Origin of the sequence: Robbsia betulipollinis, from assembly GCF_026624755.1 — a bacterium.
Taxonomy (GTDB): domain Bacteria; phylum Pseudomonadota; class Gammaproteobacteria; order Burkholderiales; family Burkholderiaceae; genus Robbsia; species Robbsia betulipollinis.
In genome coordinates this window covers 382,000-399,201 of record NZ_JAPMXC010000010.1, presented here as the reverse complement: position 1 = coordinate 399,201, position 17,202 = coordinate 382,000, and the positions used below count along the sequence as shown (strand labels likewise).

Annotated in this window: 14 protein-coding genes; 6 read left to right on the top strand and 8 right to left on the bottom strand. The window is 62.8% G+C overall.

Going from position 1 to position 17,202, the window contains the following annotated elements; translation table 11 throughout:
* Position 1: 1 nt before the first annotated feature.
* The 3 genes from OVY01_RS19540 to OVY01_RS19530 form a co-directional block, all read right to left on the bottom strand.
* Positions 2–835 (bottom strand): ABC transporter substrate-binding protein, encoded by an 834-nt coding sequence (locus OVY01_RS19540; protein WP_267849246.1) that lies wholly within the window; start codon positions 833–835, stop codon positions 2–4.
* Positions 836–1,015: 180 nt separating this feature from the next.
* A complete protein-coding gene (locus OVY01_RS19535; RefSeq protein ID WP_284700931.1) occupies positions 1,016–1,801 on the bottom strand; it encodes an amino acid ABC transporter ATP-binding protein in 786 nt (261 codons plus the stop codon).
* Positions 1,798–2,661 (bottom strand): amino acid ABC transporter permease, encoded by an 864-nt coding sequence (locus tag OVY01_RS19530; RefSeq protein WP_267849245.1) that lies wholly within the window; start codon positions 2,659–2,661, stop codon positions 1,798–1,800. The genes OVY01_RS19535 and OVY01_RS19530 overlap by 4 nt, the downstream gene beginning before the upstream one ends.
* A 174-nt stretch (positions 2,662–2,835) precedes the next feature.
* Here OVY01_RS19530 and OVY01_RS19525 point away from each other — a divergent pair, with 174 nt between their 5' ends.
* Together OVY01_RS19525 and OVY01_RS19520 are read left to right on the top strand one after the other, a co-directional pair.
* Complete coding sequence (locus OVY01_RS19525) at positions 2,836–3,768, top strand: LysR substrate-binding domain-containing protein (RefSeq protein WP_267849244.1); 933 nt, start codon at positions 2,836–2,838, stop codon at positions 3,766–3,768.
* Positions 3,769–4,036: 268 nt separating this feature from the next.
* The gene (locus OVY01_RS19520) at positions 4,037–4,993 is read left to right on the top strand and encodes an N-carbamoyl-D-amino-acid hydrolase (protein WP_267849243.1); all 957 of its coding nucleotides are present in this window, start codon (positions 4,037–4,039) and stop codon (positions 4,991–4,993) included.
* 17 nt (positions 4,994–5,010) lie between these two features.
* On the opposite strand, the gene OVY01_RS19515 is transcribed toward OVY01_RS19520, so the two are convergent.
* From OVY01_RS19515 to OVY01_RS19500, 4 genes are all read right to left on the bottom strand, one after another.
* The gene (locus tag OVY01_RS19515) at positions 5,011–6,531 is read right to left on the bottom strand and encodes an efflux transporter outer membrane subunit (RefSeq protein WP_267849242.1); all 1,521 of its coding nucleotides are present in this window, start codon (positions 6,529–6,531) and stop codon (positions 5,011–5,013) included.
* Entirely contained in the window at positions 6,528–9,620 is a 3,093-nt protein-coding gene (locus OVY01_RS19510) for an efflux RND transporter permease subunit (RefSeq protein WP_267849241.1), read from the bottom strand. The genes OVY01_RS19515 and OVY01_RS19510 overlap by 4 nt, the downstream gene beginning before the upstream one ends.
* Before the next feature lie 7 nt (positions 9,621–9,627).
* Positions 9,628–10,773 (bottom strand): efflux RND transporter periplasmic adaptor subunit, encoded by a 1,146-nt coding sequence (locus OVY01_RS19505; RefSeq protein WP_267849240.1) that lies wholly within the window; start codon positions 10,771–10,773, stop codon positions 9,628–9,630.
* A 1,060-nt stretch (positions 10,774–11,833) separates the two neighbouring features.
* On the bottom strand, positions 11,834–12,895 hold the full coding sequence (locus OVY01_RS19500) for an NAD(P)H-dependent flavin oxidoreductase (RefSeq protein ID WP_284700930.1): 1,062 nt from the start codon (positions 12,893–12,895) through the stop codon (positions 11,834–11,836).
* A gap of 95 nt (positions 12,896–12,990) precedes the next feature.
* On the opposite strand from OVY01_RS19500, the gene OVY01_RS19495 reads away from it, so the two are divergent.
* From OVY01_RS19495 to OVY01_RS19480, 4 genes are all read left to right on the top strand, one after another.
* The gene (locus tag OVY01_RS19495) at positions 12,991–13,866 is read left to right on the top strand and encodes a LysR substrate-binding domain-containing protein (protein ID WP_267849239.1); all 876 of its coding nucleotides are present in this window, start codon (positions 12,991–12,993) and stop codon (positions 13,864–13,866) included.
* Positions 13,863–15,017, top strand: coding sequence for a YbfB/YjiJ family MFS transporter (locus OVY01_RS19490; RefSeq protein WP_267849238.1), 1,155 nt, complete (start codon positions 13,863–13,865; stop codon positions 15,015–15,017). The genes OVY01_RS19495 and OVY01_RS19490 overlap by 4 nt, the downstream gene beginning before the upstream one ends.
* A 72-nt stretch (positions 15,018–15,089) precedes the next feature.
* Positions 15,090–15,527: a globin domain-containing protein gene (locus OVY01_RS19485; protein WP_267849237.1), complete on the top strand. Its 438-nt coding sequence runs from the start codon at positions 15,090–15,092 to the stop codon at positions 15,525–15,527.
* Positions 15,528–15,541: 14 nt separating this feature from the next.
* Positions 15,542–15,898: an aldehyde dehydrogenase family protein gene (locus OVY01_RS19480; protein WP_267849236.1), complete on the top strand. Its 357-nt coding sequence runs from the start codon at positions 15,542–15,544 to the stop codon at positions 15,896–15,898.
* On the opposite strand, the gene OVY01_RS19475 is transcribed toward OVY01_RS19480, so the two are convergent.
* Positions 15,886–17,034, bottom strand: a complete 1,149-nt coding sequence (locus tag OVY01_RS19475; RefSeq protein ID WP_267849235.1) for a DSD1 family PLP-dependent enzyme — start codon at positions 17,032–17,034, stop codon at positions 15,886–15,888. The genes OVY01_RS19480 and OVY01_RS19475 overlap by 13 nt on opposite strands.
* Positions 17,035–17,202 lie beyond the last annotated feature (168 nt).

The window sequence follows — 17,202 nt, the reverse complement described above, 5'->3', positions numbered from 1 at the left end:
GTCATTGACCTTGATTGAGCTGGGGCGCGGCAACGCCGTTGGGCCCGAGCTGCCATTTGTCGAGCAGCTTGCGATAGGTACCGTCGGCCATCAGCGCGCCCAGCGCCTGGGACAGGGCATCGCGCAGCGCGACCTGATCCTTGCCGACGGCGATGCCGATCAGCGTCCAGCGAATCGGCTCGCCGATCGCCGCATACGTGTTCGGCTCGTTCTTCATGATGAAAGGCAGGGTTTCGCTACCCTGCACCGCGGCATCGATACGGCCCTGGCGCAACTGCGTGCGCGCATCGGCCGAGCCCTCGGTGCCCACGACATTGATCGGCGGCAGCCTGGCGGCGACGCAATGCGCATCGCTCCACGTCTTGATTTCTCCGGGCAGGCTGGTGCGCCGGCTCGCACCCACGGATTTGCCGCACAGCGCCGTCATCCTGCCGTAGGCCTGCGCGTGACTCGCCTGCGTGAAGAACTGTACGCCGGAACGCAGGTAATCGATGAAGTCCACGGTGTCGCGGCGCGCGGGCAGATCCGACATGCCCGACAGCACGATATCGAGACGGCCGGTTTTGACGCTGCTGAGCATCTGCTCGAAGTTGGTTTCCTGCCATCCCATCTTCACGCCGAGCTTCGCCGCGAGCGCGTCACCCAGTTCGATGTCGAAGCCGGTCAGCGTGCCGCTGGCGGAATCGCGAAATTCCAGCGGCGGATAATTCGGCACGACCGCCGTCTGGAGGATGCCGCGCGAGGTGATCGCCGCGGGCAGTGCCGCGGCATGGGCCGGCGCAGACAACGTGGCGGCCATGGCCAGCATGGCCAGGGTGGCAAGTGCACGACGCATCGAAACTCCTCGGTGGCACGACGGGAAACATCGCGGAAAACATCGCAGGAAGCAGCGCGGGAAGCACCGCATGGAACAGTTCCGAAAACAACGTGGCGACGACGCAATGACGACGCCATCAGGCACAACGAAAGCGGTGCGGAAAATCTCGCCGCCGGCCTCCACCGGAGTGCCGCCGTCTCAGAGCACCGCCGCCAAAAACGCCCGCGTACGCGCCTCGCGCGGCGTGTTCAGCACCTCGACGGCGGGTCCTTGTTCGACGATCGCGCCCGCATCCATGAACAGCACCCGGTCCGCCACTTCGCGCGCGAACGCCAGTTCGTGGGTGACGATGATCATCGTCATGCCGGAACGCGCGAGCGTGCGCATCACCGCCAATACCTCGCCGACCATTTCGGGATCGAGCGCGCTGGTGGGCTCGTCGAACAGCATGACCTTCGGCTGCATCGCCAGGGCGCGGGCGATCGCCACGCGCTGCTGCTGGCCGCCCGACAACTGCGCCGGAAACGCATCGCGCTTCGCGGCCAGGCCGACCCGGTCGAGCAGCGTCGCCGCCTCCGCCGCCACCTCGGCGCGCGGCCGTCGCAGGATCTGCACCGGTCCCTCCATCACATTCTCCAGCGCGGTCATGTGCGGAAACAGATTGAAGCGCTGGAACACCATGCCGGTCGACAGACGCTGACGGGCGATGTCGCGTTCCGGGAGCCGGTGCAACCGATGGCCGCTGATGCGATAACCGGCCAGTTGGCGGTCCACCCAGATCGCGCCGCTATCGATGCCAACCAATTGGTTGATGCACCGCAGCAGGGTGGTCTTGCCGGAACCGGACGCACCGATCAGGCAGAGCACCTCGCCCTGCGCGACGTCGACCGATACCTCGCGCAGCGCCTGGAAATCGCCGAAGCGCTTCGAGACACGGTCGATCGAAACGATCGGTACCGCATCGGCTTGCAGCGGCAAGCTCATCGCCCACCTCGCGTGCCGCGCGCGAAACGGCGCTCGAGCAGCATCTGCAACGGCGTCAGCACCGTGATCACCGCCACGTACCAGATCGCCGCGACGATCAACAATTCGATCACGCGCGAATTCGCGTAGTAGATGTTCTGCGCGTTATGCAGGATCTCGGTGAACTGAATCACGCTGGCCAGCGAGGTCAGCTTGACCATGCCGATGAATTCATTGCCCAGCGGCGGAATGATGACGCGCATGGCTTGCGGGAAAATGATGCGTTGCAGCGCCCGCATCCCGGTCATGCCGATCGCCTTCGCCGCCTCCACCTGGCCGGGGTCGACCGACAGCAATCCGGCCCGCACCACCTCGGCGGTATAGGCGCCCTGGTTGATGCTCAGGCCCAGCAGGGCCGCCAGCATCGGCGTCATCACCTGCACGGTGCGAACCTGCCATAGGCCCTCGATGCCGAGCGTCGGAAACACCAGCGCCAGGTTGAACCACAGCAGCAGTTGCAGGATCACGGGCGTGCCGCGAAACAGCCAGACATAGGCGCTCGACACACCGCGCAGCACCGGGTTCGTGGACATGCGCATGATCGCCGCGCAAACGCCGAACGCGATCCCCAACGCCATCGCCGCCACCGACATCGCGACCGTGTTCGCCAGCCCTTTGAGGATCACAGGCGCGGTCAGGAAACGGCCGACGGTGCCCCATTCGATGTCTCCATGGGCGAACGCGCGCAACAGGCCAGCTACCAGGGCGACGAGGATCACGGCCGCCAGCCAGCGCCCCCAGTAGCGGCGCGGCACGATGCGGTAGGCGGTGACGTCGGGCAAGCGTGCCTGCGAAATCAGCGGAAGTTCGTGTGTCGGCATGGGCAAGCGGCGAATGGACAACGAATGGGTAGCGCATGCATGAGCAGCGCATGACGCACCCTCGATGACGCACCATAGCAAGACCACGCGGCACTGGGAAATAGTACAAAATTACTCTTCCATAGCCCAAAGGCATGGGCTCGCTCCAGTACCGCGCCATTGCAAGGATTTTTCTTGAATTACGATGACACGCCGCAACGCCGGCTGACGATGAGCCTGCGTCAGATCGAGATATTTCGCGCCATCATGATCGCGGGTTCGATCAGCGAGGCGGCGCGGTCGCTGTTGATCGCCCAGCCTTCGGTCAGCCGGGTCCTGCAATTGACCGAGGAACGGCTTGGCTTCCTGCTGTTCGAACGCAGCCGCGGCCGCCTGTTTCCGACGCCCGAGGCGAAACGCATCTTCGAGGAGGTGGAAGTCGCCTATGACGGCATCCAGCGGGTCGACGATCTCGTGCGCGCGCTGGTGGCCGGTCGCGGCGGCAAGCTGACGGTGGTATGCAGCCCGAGTCTGGGCGTGCACGTCGTGCCACGCGCGATCGCACGGTTCAACCGGCTCTATCCCGAATTACCGGTGCACTTCGAGCCCCTGACGCACAACAATCTGGTGCCGCGCGTCCTGTTCGGCGAACACTATCTGGGCATCACGATGTTCGAGGTGGCGCACCCGAATGTGCAAACCGAACCGCTGAGCACGGTGCCGATAGTCTGCGCGGTGCCGCTTGGCCAGGCCGGTGCGAAGACGACACTGACACTGTCGGACCTGCACGGGCAGCCTTGGATCGATTACGGTCATGACACGCCGCTGGGCCGCGTGGTAGGCGCCGCCTTCGGCGATATGCCGCGGCCCGCGCCGATCGTCGAGGTGCGTTCGGCGATCAGCGCCTGCGCCCTCGTGCAGGAGGGAGTGGGCGTGGCGCTGATCGATCCCTTCTGCGTGGATGCCCTGGCCCGCACGCGGATCGACGTCCGCCCGCTGGCCCCAGGCCGGACGTTGACGGTGCGGGCCGCCTACTCGCGCGCGGAGCCACTCTCTCATTCGGCCCGCGGTTTTCTGCGGCTGCTGCGCGAACTGCTTGACGAAGATCTTCGGCAAGCCCCCCATTGAACCGCTGAATCCAGCGCACATGCGCGCCCCGGCGCTCGCCCGATCGCACGCGGGCGTCCCATGTGGTCAGGCTATGGACGACCAATTTTGACCTATTTTACGCACGAAAAATACCTTGATATCGTGGGCGCGCTGACGTTTCCCGGATTCGGCGCCGCGCCGTTTCCACCCCGTTTCCCCTCGGCCATCTCCATTTCCCGACCGCCCTGAACGCGGGAGTCGCGGGGGGGCCGCTTCACTGTCACCCCTATCATTGGACGGCTTAGGTATGAAAACTTCGAGAAAGATTGGCCTGGCGGTTGCACAGATGGGGCCCATGCATCTCGCGGATGACCGGGCGGCGGCGGTGGCGCGGCTCATGGAGATGATGCGCGAGGCGAAAAGCCGCAGCGCGGATCTGGTCGTATTTCCGGAACTGGCCCTGACGACGTTTTTCCCGCGCTACTGGATGCTTGAAAAAGAGGCGGAGGACAAGTTCTTCGAAAAGTCCATGCCGAACGCGGCAGTGCAACCGCTGTTCGATCTCGCGGTGGAACTGGGAATCGGATTTTATCTGGGGTATGCGGAACTGACGCCGGAACGGCGACGCTTCAATACCGCCATTCTGGTCGACAAGACCGGACGGATCGTGCAGAAGTATCGCAAAATCCATCTGCCGGGACATGCCGATCACAAAGTCAACGCCCCTTTTCAGCATCTCGAAAAGAAGTTCTTCGACGTCGGCGATCTCGGCTTCACCGTTGCCGACGCCCTGGGCGCGACGATCGGCATGTGCATCTGCAATGATCGCCGGTGGCCGGAGACATGGCGCGTGCTGTCGCTGCAAGGTGCCGAACTGGGTCTGGTCGGTTACAACACGCCGTCCTGGAACATTCACTGGAACGAGCCCGTCCACCTGCGCATGCACACGCACCTCATCGCGCTGCAGGCCAGCGCCTATCAAAACGCGATGTGGATCGGGGCGGCGGCGAAATGCGGGTCCGAAGACGGTTTCCACATGATCGGGGGTTCGGTCATCGTCGCGCCGTCCGGCGAGATCGCCGCGCAATCGTCGTCGGAGGAGGACGAGGTCATCTTCGCGAACATCGATCTCGCCATCGGCGACACCTTCCGCGAACACGTCTTCAACTTCGCGAAGCACCGCCGCCCGGAGCATTACCGCTTGATCGTCGAACGCACCGCGGCAGGGCCGGCTGTGAAGCCGACCGAGTCGCCGCCCGAGTAGGCAGTGTAAGGCTTCGATCAACCCTGACCGTCACCCCCGTCGCCCCCGTCGTCGCGTGGCGCGTTCCACCAACCGCCGCCGAGCGCCTGGATCAAGGCCGCCGAATCGCTCAGCCGGGCGGTCTGTGCCGAAATGAAGCTCAACCGCGCTTGTATCGCAGCTTGCTCGGCGACAACGACCGCCAGGCTGGCCACATCCCCCAGTGCCCGTTGCTGCCGGGTAATGACGAGCGTCCGATTCGCGACATCCTCGGCCTTGTGGGCCGCATCCGCCGCGTCGGCATCGGCGACGATCGCACCAAGACTGTCCGCGACGTTCTGAAACGCCGTGAGCACGGTCGCTCGATATTGTGCCGCGGTCTGGCGGTACGCGGCAACGGCCGCGCGCTGACGCTGTTTCAGCGCGCCGGCGTCAAAGATCGGCTGAGTCAGATCGCCGGCAATACTCCAGAAGCCGGTGCCCGAACGGAACAGTTGATTCAGCGCGAAACTTGCCGGCGCGCTGCCCCAGGTTGCGCTGATCGCCAGGTTCGGCAGCCGGTTGGCGGCCGCGATGCCGATCTGAGCGCTCGCGGAATGCAGCTGGGCCTCCATGGCGCGAATATCCGGCCGCTGTCGAACGAGCCGCGACGGCAAGCTGACCGGCAACTCCGTCGGAAGCGTCAGACTGGCAAGCGTGAACGTTTGCGCGATTTCATCCGCGGGCAGGCGTCCGGCGAGTACCGTCAGCAGATCGCGTTGCTGGGCGAGCTGTTTTTCCAGCGGCGGCAGTGTCGTCGCGAATTGCGCGAGTTGCGAGCGTTGAAACAAAACATCGAGTTCCTTGACCTGACCGAGCGCGAGTTGTGCCCGATACGCGGCCAGCACCGTATTCTGGCTGTCGATCAACCGGCGGGTGGCATCGATTTGCGCCCGTAGCGACGCTTCCTGAATCGCGGCCAATACGACATTGGATGCAAGCGTCAGTTTCGCGGCCTCCAACTGAAATCGCGCCGCGTCGGCTTGCGCTTCGAGCGATTCGACTTGCCGCCGGTTCGCACCGAAGATGTCCGGCGTGAAGCCGACGCTCAACTGAGCGGTTTGCAGGGAATAATAGTTCGCACCCGATTCAAGCGGGCTCGATAGCGTGCCCGCCGTCTTCTCACGGACGGGATTCAGGTTCGCGCTCACCGTCGGGAAAAAAGCGCCGCGCTGGGCGGCGGTGAACGCATGCGCCTGACGCAAGGCTCCCTGCGCGGCATCGATCGTCGGGTTGTGTTCGAGTGCCGCCACCACCAGGGTATCGAGTTCCGGCGAGTGAAAGAGTTGCCACCATTGCGCCGGAATGTCGCGATCCAGCGCAAGGGCCTGTACCTCGCCCGCAGCGCTTCCGCCAACGCGTTCCGGCAACGGCTGCGCGCCATAGCGCGGTGTGTTCGGTGCCGCCATCGAATGGAAATCCGGACCGACCGTGCAACCCGAACACATCAAAGTCAGGATGCCGGTCAGCAGCGTGATGCGGGAACGTTTCCCGTGCGAGCGGATGAGCGCGTCGGTCATTGCCGGGTCTCCTTATCGATGCGGTTGCCCGCGCGCCGTTCGATATGGCGTTCGAGGGCAAAATAAAAAACGGGCAGGATATACAGCGTCATGAACGTGGCCACGGCCAGACCGCCCACCACGACGGTCGCCAGCCCACGCTGGACATCCGTGCCGACGCCCGTCGCCAGCGCGGCGGGCAACATGCCGGCGGTGGCGACGGTCGCCGTCATCAGCACGGGACGAAACCGTTCCACGGCACCGGCCAGGACGGCGTCCCGCAGCGGACCTCCTTGCTCGCGCACGCGATTGACGTTGGACACGAGGATGATGCCGTTCTGAACGGCCACGCCGAACAGGGCGATAAAGCCTACCGCCGTGGCGATGTTCAGCGTGTAGCCGCGCAGGTGCAATGCGGTCAATCCCCCCAGCGTCGCGAGAGGCACCACGCCGAGAACCAGCACGGCCTGGCGCGCGTTGCCGAAATTCGCGATCAGGAGCACCAGCATGATGCCCATCACGATCGAAAGAGAAATTGCCATCCGGGTCTGCGCCCGCCGCGCGTTTTCGAACGTGCCGGCCCATTCGAGGTGATAGCGAACACGATCGAAATGCACGTCGGCGTCGATTTTTCGCTGTGCATCGGCGAGATAGTCGGACAACGCACGATCGCGGTTGTCGATGCGAATGGTGATCTGCCGTTTTCCCTGCTCGTGTGCGATGGTGCTTTCTCCGGTTCTCAAGCCGATATGCGCGATCATCGCCAGCGGCACCCTGGCGCCCGACGTCGACGTCAGCGCCAACCGCCCCAACGCCTCGCGATCCGCAACGGTACTGCGGGGCACGTGCAGCGTGACGTTGTACGTGCGGTCCGCCAGATACACCTGCGTGATCGGCGCGCCACCGATCGCGTTTTGAATCAGGACATTGACGTCGGCGATATTGACGCCGTAGCGCGCGGCCGCCGCACGATCCGTCGCGATCACCAGTTGCGGAATCTCCGGTTCCTGAAAGATCGAGGCATCGTTCGTGCCGCGAACGGTTTTCAAGACCGCAACGATGTCGTCGCCGATGCGCCGCATCTCCTTGAAGTCATCGCCGTAGACGCGCAGCACCAGGGCGCTGTGGGCACCCCCGACCATATCGTTTTCGCCATCGACGATCGGCTGGCTGATGCCTACCGACATCCCCGGGATGCGCTTGAACCGCGCGTCCAGCCGTTGAATGAACTGCGCTTTCGTCTCTCCCCGCCAACTGTCGTACGAGGTCAGGCCAACCGCCGATTCGATATGGGAAGGGGTCCAGGGATCCGTGCCGGTATCGTTACGACCCAGTTGGGTGACGATGTACGACACCTCGGGAAACTCCCGTGCCGCATGCCGCAATTCGTTCGACATCTCGATGGCTTTGTCGAGCGAAATCCCGCTTGGCATCTGCACCTGCAGCCAAAGCGCTCCCTCATCCAGATCGGGCAGAAACTCGCGGCCCACGTTCGCGCCCAGCACGATCACCCCTGCCAGCGAAACGATACCGATGAGGTAAGCGAGTCGTGTCCGGGACAGAAAACCGTCGAGCGAACGGGCGTAACCGCGCTGCACGACCGCGAGCACGGGATTATGAAACAGCCGCCGGGGTTGTTTGAGTGCTTTATACGCCAGTGCGGGTATCAGCGTCAGACTCGACAGCAAGGCACCGAACAGCGCATAGCCCACGGTATAGGCCATCGGGGTGAACAGTTTTCCCTCCGCATGTTCGAAGGCAAACAAGGGCAGATAGGCGGTGATGATGATGAGCGTCGCAAAGAAGATGGGATGGGCGACCTGCCGGGTCGCGGTCAGAACCATCTCGCGCGTCAGCACGTCGCTCGGCCGGCTCTCGCGCACGCGCAGAATGGCCTCGGTCACGACGATCGCCCCGTCGACGATCACCCCGAAATCGATTGCCCCCAAGGAAAACAGATTGGCGGGCATCCTGGTGAAATGCATCAGGATGAACACGGCGACCAGGGCAAGCGGAATCGTCAGCGCCGCGACGATGGCGGCGCGGGGGCTGCCGAGGAACAAGATCAAGATGATGATCACGAGGCCGACACCTTCGACCACGGTGCGCGCGACCTTATCGACAGTCGCTTTAACGAGATCATCGCGATCGATATACGGCACGATGCGCACCCCCATGGGTGCCAGTTGCCGTTGCAACTCGTCGACCTTGGCATGAATCCCCTGCAATACCTTCGATGGGTTTTCATACTTCAGCAAATCGACGATGCCCTCCACCGTATCGGGATTGTTGTCCTTGCCGACGACGCCTTCGCGGACCTGATGCCCGTAGACGATCTTGCCCAGGTCCCGCACGAATATCGGTTGCCCATTGCGTTGGGTGATCACCGTGTCCCCCAACTGCGCGAGCGTCTGGATCTGGCCGATGCCGCGCACGATATACGACTGCTCTCCGCGCGTGACGCGGCCGCCTCCGGCGTTGGCATTGTTCGCATTGATCGCGGTGACGACATCGCCGACTGCGACGTTGTAGCGAAGAAGCTGCTGGGGGTCGAGTTCCAGTTGGTACTCTTTGGTGAACCCGCCAAAATTGTCGACATTGGCGACGCCCGGCACGCTCATCAACGCGCGGATGACGATCCAATTTTGAATCTCCGAAAGTTCCATGAGATTCTTGCTATCGGATTCCAGCGTATAGCGATAGATTTCACCGGCCGGCCCCGACACCGGATCCAGGCTCGGCGTCGCGCCACCCGGGAGGGACACCGTCGCGATCCTTTCGGTAATGCGCGCACGCGACCAATAGTCCTCCGCGTTATCGCGGAAGACCAGCGTGATCAACGAGAGTCCGAAGGTGCTGCTGGACCGCAGGGTCGCCACGCCGGGCGTGCCGGCCAGCGCGCGTTCGAGCGGCATCGTGATCTGCTGCTCGATCTCCTCGGCGGCGAGACCGGGCACCTGGGTCGTGACCTGAGCCGTCACGTCGCTGAGTTCGGGATAGGCCTCGACGCTCATCTGCGTCCACGAGTAGTAACCGAATACCGTCACGGCAACCGCAAGCAGGCACACCAGTGCACGCCGCTGGAAGCAGCGCGCGATAAATAGATCCATCCATTTTTTAATCATTCATCAAGACTCCGCCTCGAACGACGATACGGTCGCCGGCTTTCAATCCCGACAACACGCGCGCCTGGCTGTCTTCATCCGTGCCCAGCTCGATGCGGCGCCGCACGAATGTCCAGGGCGACCGTTCGACCAGGACCGTCGTACTGTCGTTGTTCATCAGCAAGGCGGATTGCGGCACCACGACATGCCTGTCGTCGGCGACGCTCAATGAAACCGTGGCGAACATATTCGGTTTCAGATGACCGGCCGGATTGGGCAGGGCGATGCGCACGGGCAAACGACGCGTGTCGGCTGCGATGGCGCTGCCGATGACGGCAACCTTGCCTTCGGCGCGAGCGCCTGGATAGGCCGAAAACGTCACGCTCGCGTCCTGTCCAAGGTGCACGGCGCCGATCTGATCCTCCGGCACATCGGCGCTCACCCAGATCGCGCCGATATCGGTAAGCGTGATCAACGTTGCCGTCGGATCGCCCACCACGCTCCCTTGGCCGATATTCAACGCGGTGACCACGCCGGAAACCGGCGCGAAGATCGTCAGTTGCCCGGTCCTGACCGGTTTGCCCGTGGAACCGCGCAATGCATCCAAACGCGTTTTCGCCCGGACCATTTCCGCATTCGCTTGGGTGAGCGCACTGTCCGCCGCCTCGCGATCCTTCGCGGCGCTTGCACCGGCTTTCTCGACGCCGGCTGTCCGTATCGCCGTTTTCCTCGCCAGATCGAGCGCGTCGCGGGCTTTGTCATAATCCGCGACAGCCTGCGCCATATCGCCCGAAGCGAGCACGGCCAGGAGCTGACCTTTCCTGACCGTGTCGCCCAACTCGACATGGAGTTCGGTGACCCGACCGGTGAGCGGCGCCGACAGGTTGATCGTGCGCGAGGGCAATGCGTCCACCTGCCCGGGAACGATCATTCGATGCGGTCGGTTCTCCTGACCTACCGCGGCGACGATGAGCCGTTGCCGCAACGCAGAACCGGGCGGCACACGGTAGACGCCATGCTCGACGATGAACGATTGGGCCGGCGCCGCATCGCGCTCTCTGTCGCGTTCCGCCGCCTGAATGAGGCACGATGCACAAAGCGAAACGAGCAGGGAAAGGCGCAGTACGGTAAAAATCCGATAACGACGGGTGGTTTTCATTTTGAGATATGCCAGCAGAGCCCCTCGGGCAATACGTGTTGCCGGGGCCGTTGTCGATCGCGCTCCACGCCGTGGACACGACCGCAAAAAGACGGTCGACGACGAGCAGACCCGGGAACGCGGGAACGCAGGATGACGCGAGGCGGACGTCTCCCCTCGGGGAAGGACGTCACTGCAATCGCGGTATCGAAAGTGCCGTTAGGCGCGGCGCTTTGTAATAGGGCGCCATAGCGCCGCGAGAATGCGCGGGATGACCGGTACGGGGAGGTGTGGCGGAGGGGCGTCGGCCGGGTACGGCCGGTGTTCTACGAGCAATCCGAAGCGCATGAAAATGTCCTTCACGTGTGGCATGGTGCCATCGCGGAAATCGTTCGACATGCGGTTCGTGCGCGCTTGCGCAATGCTATCTGCCCGATTCGTTTTCCGCGATGAACGTAGAGTCGTTACAACGCATGCAGCATGAGGTGCAACTATCAGGGTCGGGCATGACCGCTCCTTTCGCCGTTTCCTATGGGCGTGTTGGTGCGTGCGTCTCGTGGCGGTCCCACTGGAAATGGGACCGCCACGAAACACTCCGCGCGTCGAAACGCGCAACGCGTGCCGTACGGACGAGCGTCGCCGCCGCCGTGACAAGGCGCTATCGGTATGGGGGTACGGAAGTAAAGACTACGACGCGCACCGCTTGCCTGCAAGCAAGACGGCGGCCAATGGAAAGCGTGGACGTCCTGCTGTTCAGGCGGCGAAATCTTCGGGGAAGCGACAACTACTACAGTCCAAGATGGCAATCTCTTTGGTCGTGACGGACGGATTCTAAGTGTCGGCGCAGAGCCATGTCAATGGATTTTCGAGAACCGTGATGCGTGTCGCGAAAATGCAATCCGTGGACCCGGAAGGGCCTGAAATGGACCCATCGGCAAAGACACTTCTCGGGCCAGTTCACGTCAGGACGAGGTAGGCAATCGTAAGGTTGTACGGCATCGAAAATTTGTTCAGGACCGCTTCCTTACATTTTTCCAACTGCGCTGATGGACGCCCTTTCACTTTCGCGAATGTACGTTCTTCATTCAGCCAGTTCCCGCGCCAGGATCGACATCAGACGGTCGGCCGGCATTTCCCGCGCGAGCGGCGCCCCCTGCCCTGCCCAATGCGCGGCGAATGCATGGTCGCCATTCTTCATCGCCGCGGCGTGAAGTCGTTTCGCGGCATCGTAGGCAAGCGGATAGGCCGCCACATCGGGACGGCCGGCGGCATCGCCATGTTGTATCAGCCGATTCACGATACCGCGGGCCGGGCGTCCCGACAACACACTCGTCAGACGGGTTTCCGACGCCCGCTCGCTTTTCAGATTTGCGCGGTAATGCTCGTCGGCTGCGGATTCCGGACACAGCACGAAAGCGGTCCCCAATTGCGCGGCGCTGGCGCCCAGGGCCAGCGCCGCGCGGATTCCCTGCCCGTCCATGATGCCGCCCGCCGCGAGCACCGGCAGGCGTGTGTTCCGCACCAGAAGCCGCACCAGGACGGCGGTACTGAGGTGCTCGTCCGTCATGGCGGGATCGAAATTTCCCCGATGACCGCCGGCTTCCAGGCCCTGGGCCACGATCGCATCGACACCCGCTTCTTCGATCATTTTCGCTTCTCGCAAGCTGGTCGCCGTTGCGAAGGTGCGGATGCCTGCCTTGTGCAATGCGTGAACGCGTTCCCTTCCCGGCACGCCGAAGTGAAAGCTGACGACGGCGGGACGCTGCTCGAGCAGCATGTCGAACGTCTCATCGTCGTCGACCGACGTTTTGTAGATCTCCGTCAATTCGGCTGGCGGTTCCATGCCGACTTCCGCAAACAGCGGCGCCAGATGCGCCAGCCACGCAGACTCCGCGGCCGTGTCGCGACGCGCAGATGCATGGCAAAACACATTGACGTTGAATGGGCGGTCCGTCAGGGATCGCGTCGCATCGATTGCCGCGCGCGCCTGCGCGTTCGTACTGGCACCGATGCCGAGGGAGCCCAACCCTCCGGCATTCGATACGGCGGCGGCCAATCGCGGCGTGGATACGCCCGCCATAGGCGCCTGGATGATCGGCAACCGGATACCCAATCGCTCGAGGAACGGCGTCATCGTTTGCATCCAGGGTCTCCCGTTTCTGAAAATAATGAGATAAGGCGCGACATATTCTTTATCTGAGAATAAAATACTAACATCATTCTTCAATAGACAATGAGATGGACTTCGATGGTTTGAGAATTTTTTGTGCCGTTGCCAGCGAACTGAGCATCACCGCCGCGGCGACGCGTCTGGGCCGCGTCCCATCCAATGTGACTACCCGCATCCAGCAACTGGAAATGGATCTTGGCAGCGATCTTTTCGTGCGCACGGGCAAGCGTATTTCGCTTTCCGTTGCGGGCGAGCGCTTCCACGAATACGCGCAGAGAATGCTGGCGCTGGAAGGCGAGGCCAGGCACGTCGTCACGGGCGGTCGCGATGGCGGCACGCTGCGCATCGGCAGCATGGACACCACCGCGGCGAGCCGCCTGCCATCGATTCTCGCCCGCTATCACGCAGCGCACCCCGCAACGCGTCTTGAGCTGAGAACCGGGCCCTCGCGCCCTCTCATAGAGCACGTGCGCACGGGCAAACTCGACTGCGCGCTGGTCGCCCTGCCGCCATCGTTCGGTAGCCCCGCGACGCTGAGCGAACTCGGGCTGTCCGCGCGCGTCATCTGGTCCGAAAAACTGCAACTGCTGCTCCCCGCCAGTGAAGCCGGTGCGCGGCGGGCGGTAGATGTGCGCACGCGTTCGTTAGCGGCTTTTCCGCAGGGCTGTACCTACCGAACCCTCGCCGAGGATCTGCTTGGCACGGCCGGCTCGACCGAGTGGATGGTTCAGGAAATGGCGTCGTTTCACGCCATGATCGCCTGCGTCGCCGCCGGGGCGTGCGTCACGCTGTTACCGGAAAGCGCGCTCCGTCTTTCGGAAGCCCCCGCCGGACTGAAAAAACTTCCCGCCGGGAAGAGCGACACGTTGCTGGTCTGGCGCGAAGGCTATGACGTCCCCGCTTTTCGCCAGCTCTTGACGCTACTACCGGAGGCAGCGAAATGACGGCGCCCGCAACGGTACTGCGCAAACGGAATTTCAAGCTGCGCTCGGCGATCGAAGCCGCGCTGATCATGGCGATCGGGATGGGCTTCGGCCGCTTCGCTTTCACGGCCGTGTACCCGCATATGGTCGATGAAGGCCTTTTGACGTTGCGAGGCGGCAGCTTCGCGGCATCGGCGAACTATGGCGGTTATCTGCTCGGCGCGCTGATTTCGGTACGGGCCCGAGCCGGGAATGCCCACCGTTTCTGCCTCTGGTCGGTCGTGGGAACGACGCTTTGCCTGGTCGCCATGGCTTTTTTCACGCCGCTCTGGGCGATCATCGTGGTGCGCGGCTGCGCGGGCGTGTTCAGCGCGCTGTCGATGGTCTCCGCCTCCCTGTGGTTGCTCGAATACCGCAAGCACTTTGGCGGCACGCCATGGCTTTATGCCGGTGTGGGAGTGGGCATCGCCGTATCCGCGGAAATCCTCGTCATCGCGGCCCATGCCGGTTTGCGGAGCCCCACCATGTGGCTGGTGTTGGCGGCCGTGACCCTGGTGATTGGCCTGGGCGCCGCGCCTGGGATTGCCGCCCGCGGTTCGGAAAGCCTGGAGAGCGCCAGCCAGGGCACGGCGTCCACGGCGATGCCGGTCTCGCACTGGCCCTTGGTCGGGCTCTATGGACTGGCTGGCCTGGGTTATATCGTGACGGCCACGTATCTTCCCCTCCTCGTGAAATCGGCATTGCCCGACCTGGACCCGGCGCACGTCTGGGCCGTCTTCGGACTCGGCGCGGCACCGTCCTGCTTTCTCTGGCACCGACTTCACGGGCGATGGGGAACGCGAACCGCATTGCGCATCAATCTGGCGGTCCAGGCGGTCGGGGTCGTACTGCCGGCATTCTCCGCATCCACCGTCAACTGTCTGTTGAGCGCGTTGCTGGTGGGCGGCACCTTCATGGGTACCGTCACGATCGCAATGCCGGCAGCGCAGCGCGCGGCGGGAAAGGCCGGAATCAATCTGCTCGCGACGATGACGCTCGTGTACGGCCTCGGGCAGGTTATCGGCCCCGTCCTTGCCCAAGCGCTCTATGCGCAAAGCCACGACTTTTCGAGATCGCTGATGGCGGCATCCGCGGCCCTGATTCTGGGAATTCTGATCAGCATGCGTCTCTAACGGATCGAGCCGCACGCCGGGATGTCCGGTTCACGCGCGGCGCCTTTTTCTCCACCTTTTCGAGTTTTCGCCATGAGCAAACCGCTTTCGCCCGAAGTCATCGCCATCGTCAAACGCACCGCGCCCATCATGCAGCAGCACGGTCTCGCGATTACGACCCGAATGTATGACAGACTTTTTACCGACCCGAAGATGAAAGCACTCTTCGACAATGCCGGTTCGGCACCCGGCGAACAACCCAAACGGCTGGCGGCCGCGATCCTGGCATATGCCCAGAACGTCGACAATCTGTCCGCCCTGCATGGCGCGATCGAGCGCGTGGCGAAGCGCCACGTAGCAGCCCATATCGCGCCCGAACACTACGGCCCGGTGGCCGATGCGTTGCTGCCTGCCATAAAGGATATTTTGGGCGACGCCGTCGACGCCTCCATCCTGGAGGCATGGAAGGAAGCGTATTGGTTCCTCGCCGAAGTATTGCAAAACAGGGAAAAGGCGATCGCCCGCCCCTGACGAAACAAGCCTGCGTGATCTCGGTGATGATGAAAATCATACCTCGACGGCTTGCCGACAACGGGCAGGTGTGCACCGCGGCCAAGCGCTTCATCGTCCATGAGGCCGTGGCCGACGCATTCCTTGCCGCCGTCACCGCGCAAATGCAGGGTGTGACGATGGGCGAGCCTCTGGATCCGAAAACGACACTCGGCCCGCTATCCTCGAAGGATGCGGTCGAGACGCTGACCAAACAGGTCGGCCAGCCGGTCGCGAAGGGCGCGACTAACGGCGGTCCCGTGTCATATCGGATCGCCGGCGGTCCCGCCGCCGGCCGCTGCCGCCTCTCGTTTCGTTTTGGACCCGTAGCGCAGCAATCTCACCATCCATAAAAGCGCTGCCAGACGGTCAGTTCGCCCGTCGCTTGAAGGGCATGGTATTCGGGAAATTGCGCTCCCGTGGCGCAGGCATGGTTCGGCAGGATTCTGAGTTTCGTTCCAATCGGAAAGCGTGCGCGTATGTCCTGCGAAGTCGACGCGTCGCCGTATTCCGATTCGGCGGGCGAGAGAATGCCGTGTTCCTGATTGGCGCCGCTCAATATATAGTCATGAAGTGGCGTACCGTCAAGCATGCAGGGTTGGCCGTAACCAAAATCATGGGACTGTTTCGAAGTGCCGCGGTCGCGGCTCATCGCCATCCAGCCTGCATCCAGGATCGCCCAGCCCTTTTCCGGTTGATGGCCGATAACCGTGGCAAGTACGCTCAGGGCGATATCGTCGAAAGCGCAGACGCCGACATTGCGCATCACCAAATCGAACAGCACATAGACACCCGCGCGTACTTCCGTCACGCCCTCCAGACTACGTGCGGCGAGTGCCGTCGGCGTCGAACCCACGCTGACGCCCTCGCACGCTATGCCGATATCGCGCAGTCGTCGTGCCGCCTGCACGCACCCTGCCCGTTCCTGTTCGGCCAGCGCCTGCAAAGCTTCGTGTGTATTCAATTCATAACTGGAACCCGCATGGGTCAAGACGCCACCCACCTCGATTTTGGCGTCTTGCAGGATCCTGCCCACTTCGAGGAGCGTGTCCTCGCCGGGCGTGATGCCTGATCGATGCCCGTCGGTGTCGACTTCGATCCAGACCTCGAAGCGAACACCATGCCGGCGAACGAACTCACCCACCGCGGCCGCCGCGGCGGGATTGTCGACCACGAGCTTCAAGTCGCATCCTTTTTTCCTGAGCATCATCGCTCTCGATAACTTGGACGGGTCGATACCCACGGCGTAGAGGATATCCACCACGCCCGCGGCGAAGAATGCTTCCGCTTCTTTCAATGTGGAAACCGTTATACCCTTCGCGCCTGCGGCAATCTGCGCACGAACGACTTCGACACATTTGGTCGTCTTCACGTGAGGACGAAAGTTCACGCCAAGCGTGTTCATGCGCTGCTGCATCAGGGCGATGTTCTTTTCCATCCGGGGGATATCGATCACCGCGGCGGGTGTATCAAGCAGATCCAGCATCATCGAGTTATTGTCCTGGTTACACGTCGTCGCACCGAATCCGGTGGCTCACCAAATCGCTGCGTCCGATTATAAATTCCAAAAACTTGTTTTTCTTTAACATACTTTTAATCTTATATTTAAAATAGATGAACTATCGTGCGGATGAATCGTTGCGGTTGGTTGACGTCC

Excerpts from the sequence above, each read along its gene's own strand:
- OVY01_RS19475 (WP_267849235.1), bottom strand. The coding sequence starts at position 17,034 with ATGATGCTGGATCTGCTTGATACACCCGCCGCGGTGATCGATATCCCC.
- OVY01_RS19520 (WP_267849243.1), top strand. The coding sequence starts at position 4,037 with ATGAAAACTTCGAGAAAGATTGGCCTGGCGGTTGCACAGATGGGGCCC.
- OVY01_RS19510 (WP_267849241.1), bottom strand. The coding sequence starts at position 9,620 with ATGGATCTATTTATCGCGCGCTGCTTCCAGCGGCGTGCACTGGTGTGC.
- OVY01_RS19500 (WP_284700930.1), bottom strand. The coding sequence starts at position 12,895 with ATGCAAACGATGACGCCGTTCCTCGAGCGATTGGGTATCCGGTTGCCG.
- OVY01_RS19505 (WP_267849240.1), bottom strand. The coding sequence starts at position 10,773 with ATGAAAACCACCCGTCGTTATCGGATTTTTACCGTACTGCGCCTTTCC.
- OVY01_RS19490 (WP_267849238.1), top strand. The coding sequence starts at position 13,863 with ATGACGGCGCCCGCAACGGTACTGCGCAAACGGAATTTCAAGCTGCGC.
- OVY01_RS19485 (WP_267849237.1), top strand. The coding sequence starts at position 15,090 with ATGAGCAAACCGCTTTCGCCCGAAGTCATCGCCATCGTCAAACGCACC.
- OVY01_RS19515 (WP_267849242.1), bottom strand. The coding sequence starts at position 6,531 with ATGACCGACGCGCTCATCCGCTCGCACGGGAAACGTTCCCGCATCACG.
- OVY01_RS19530 (WP_267849245.1), bottom strand. The coding sequence starts at position 2,661 with ATGCCGACACACGAACTTCCGCTGATTTCGCAGGCACGCTTGCCCGAC.
- OVY01_RS19535 (WP_284700931.1), bottom strand. The coding sequence starts at position 1,801 with ATGAGCTTGCCGCTGCAAGCCGATGCGGTACCGATCGTTTCGATCGAC.
- OVY01_RS19495 (WP_267849239.1), top strand. The coding sequence starts at position 12,991 with ATGGACTTCGATGGTTTGAGAATTTTTTGTGCCGTTGCCAGCGAACTG.
- OVY01_RS19540 (WP_267849246.1), bottom strand. The coding sequence starts at position 835 with ATGCGTCGTGCACTTGCCACCCTGGCCATGCTGGCCATGGCCGCCACG.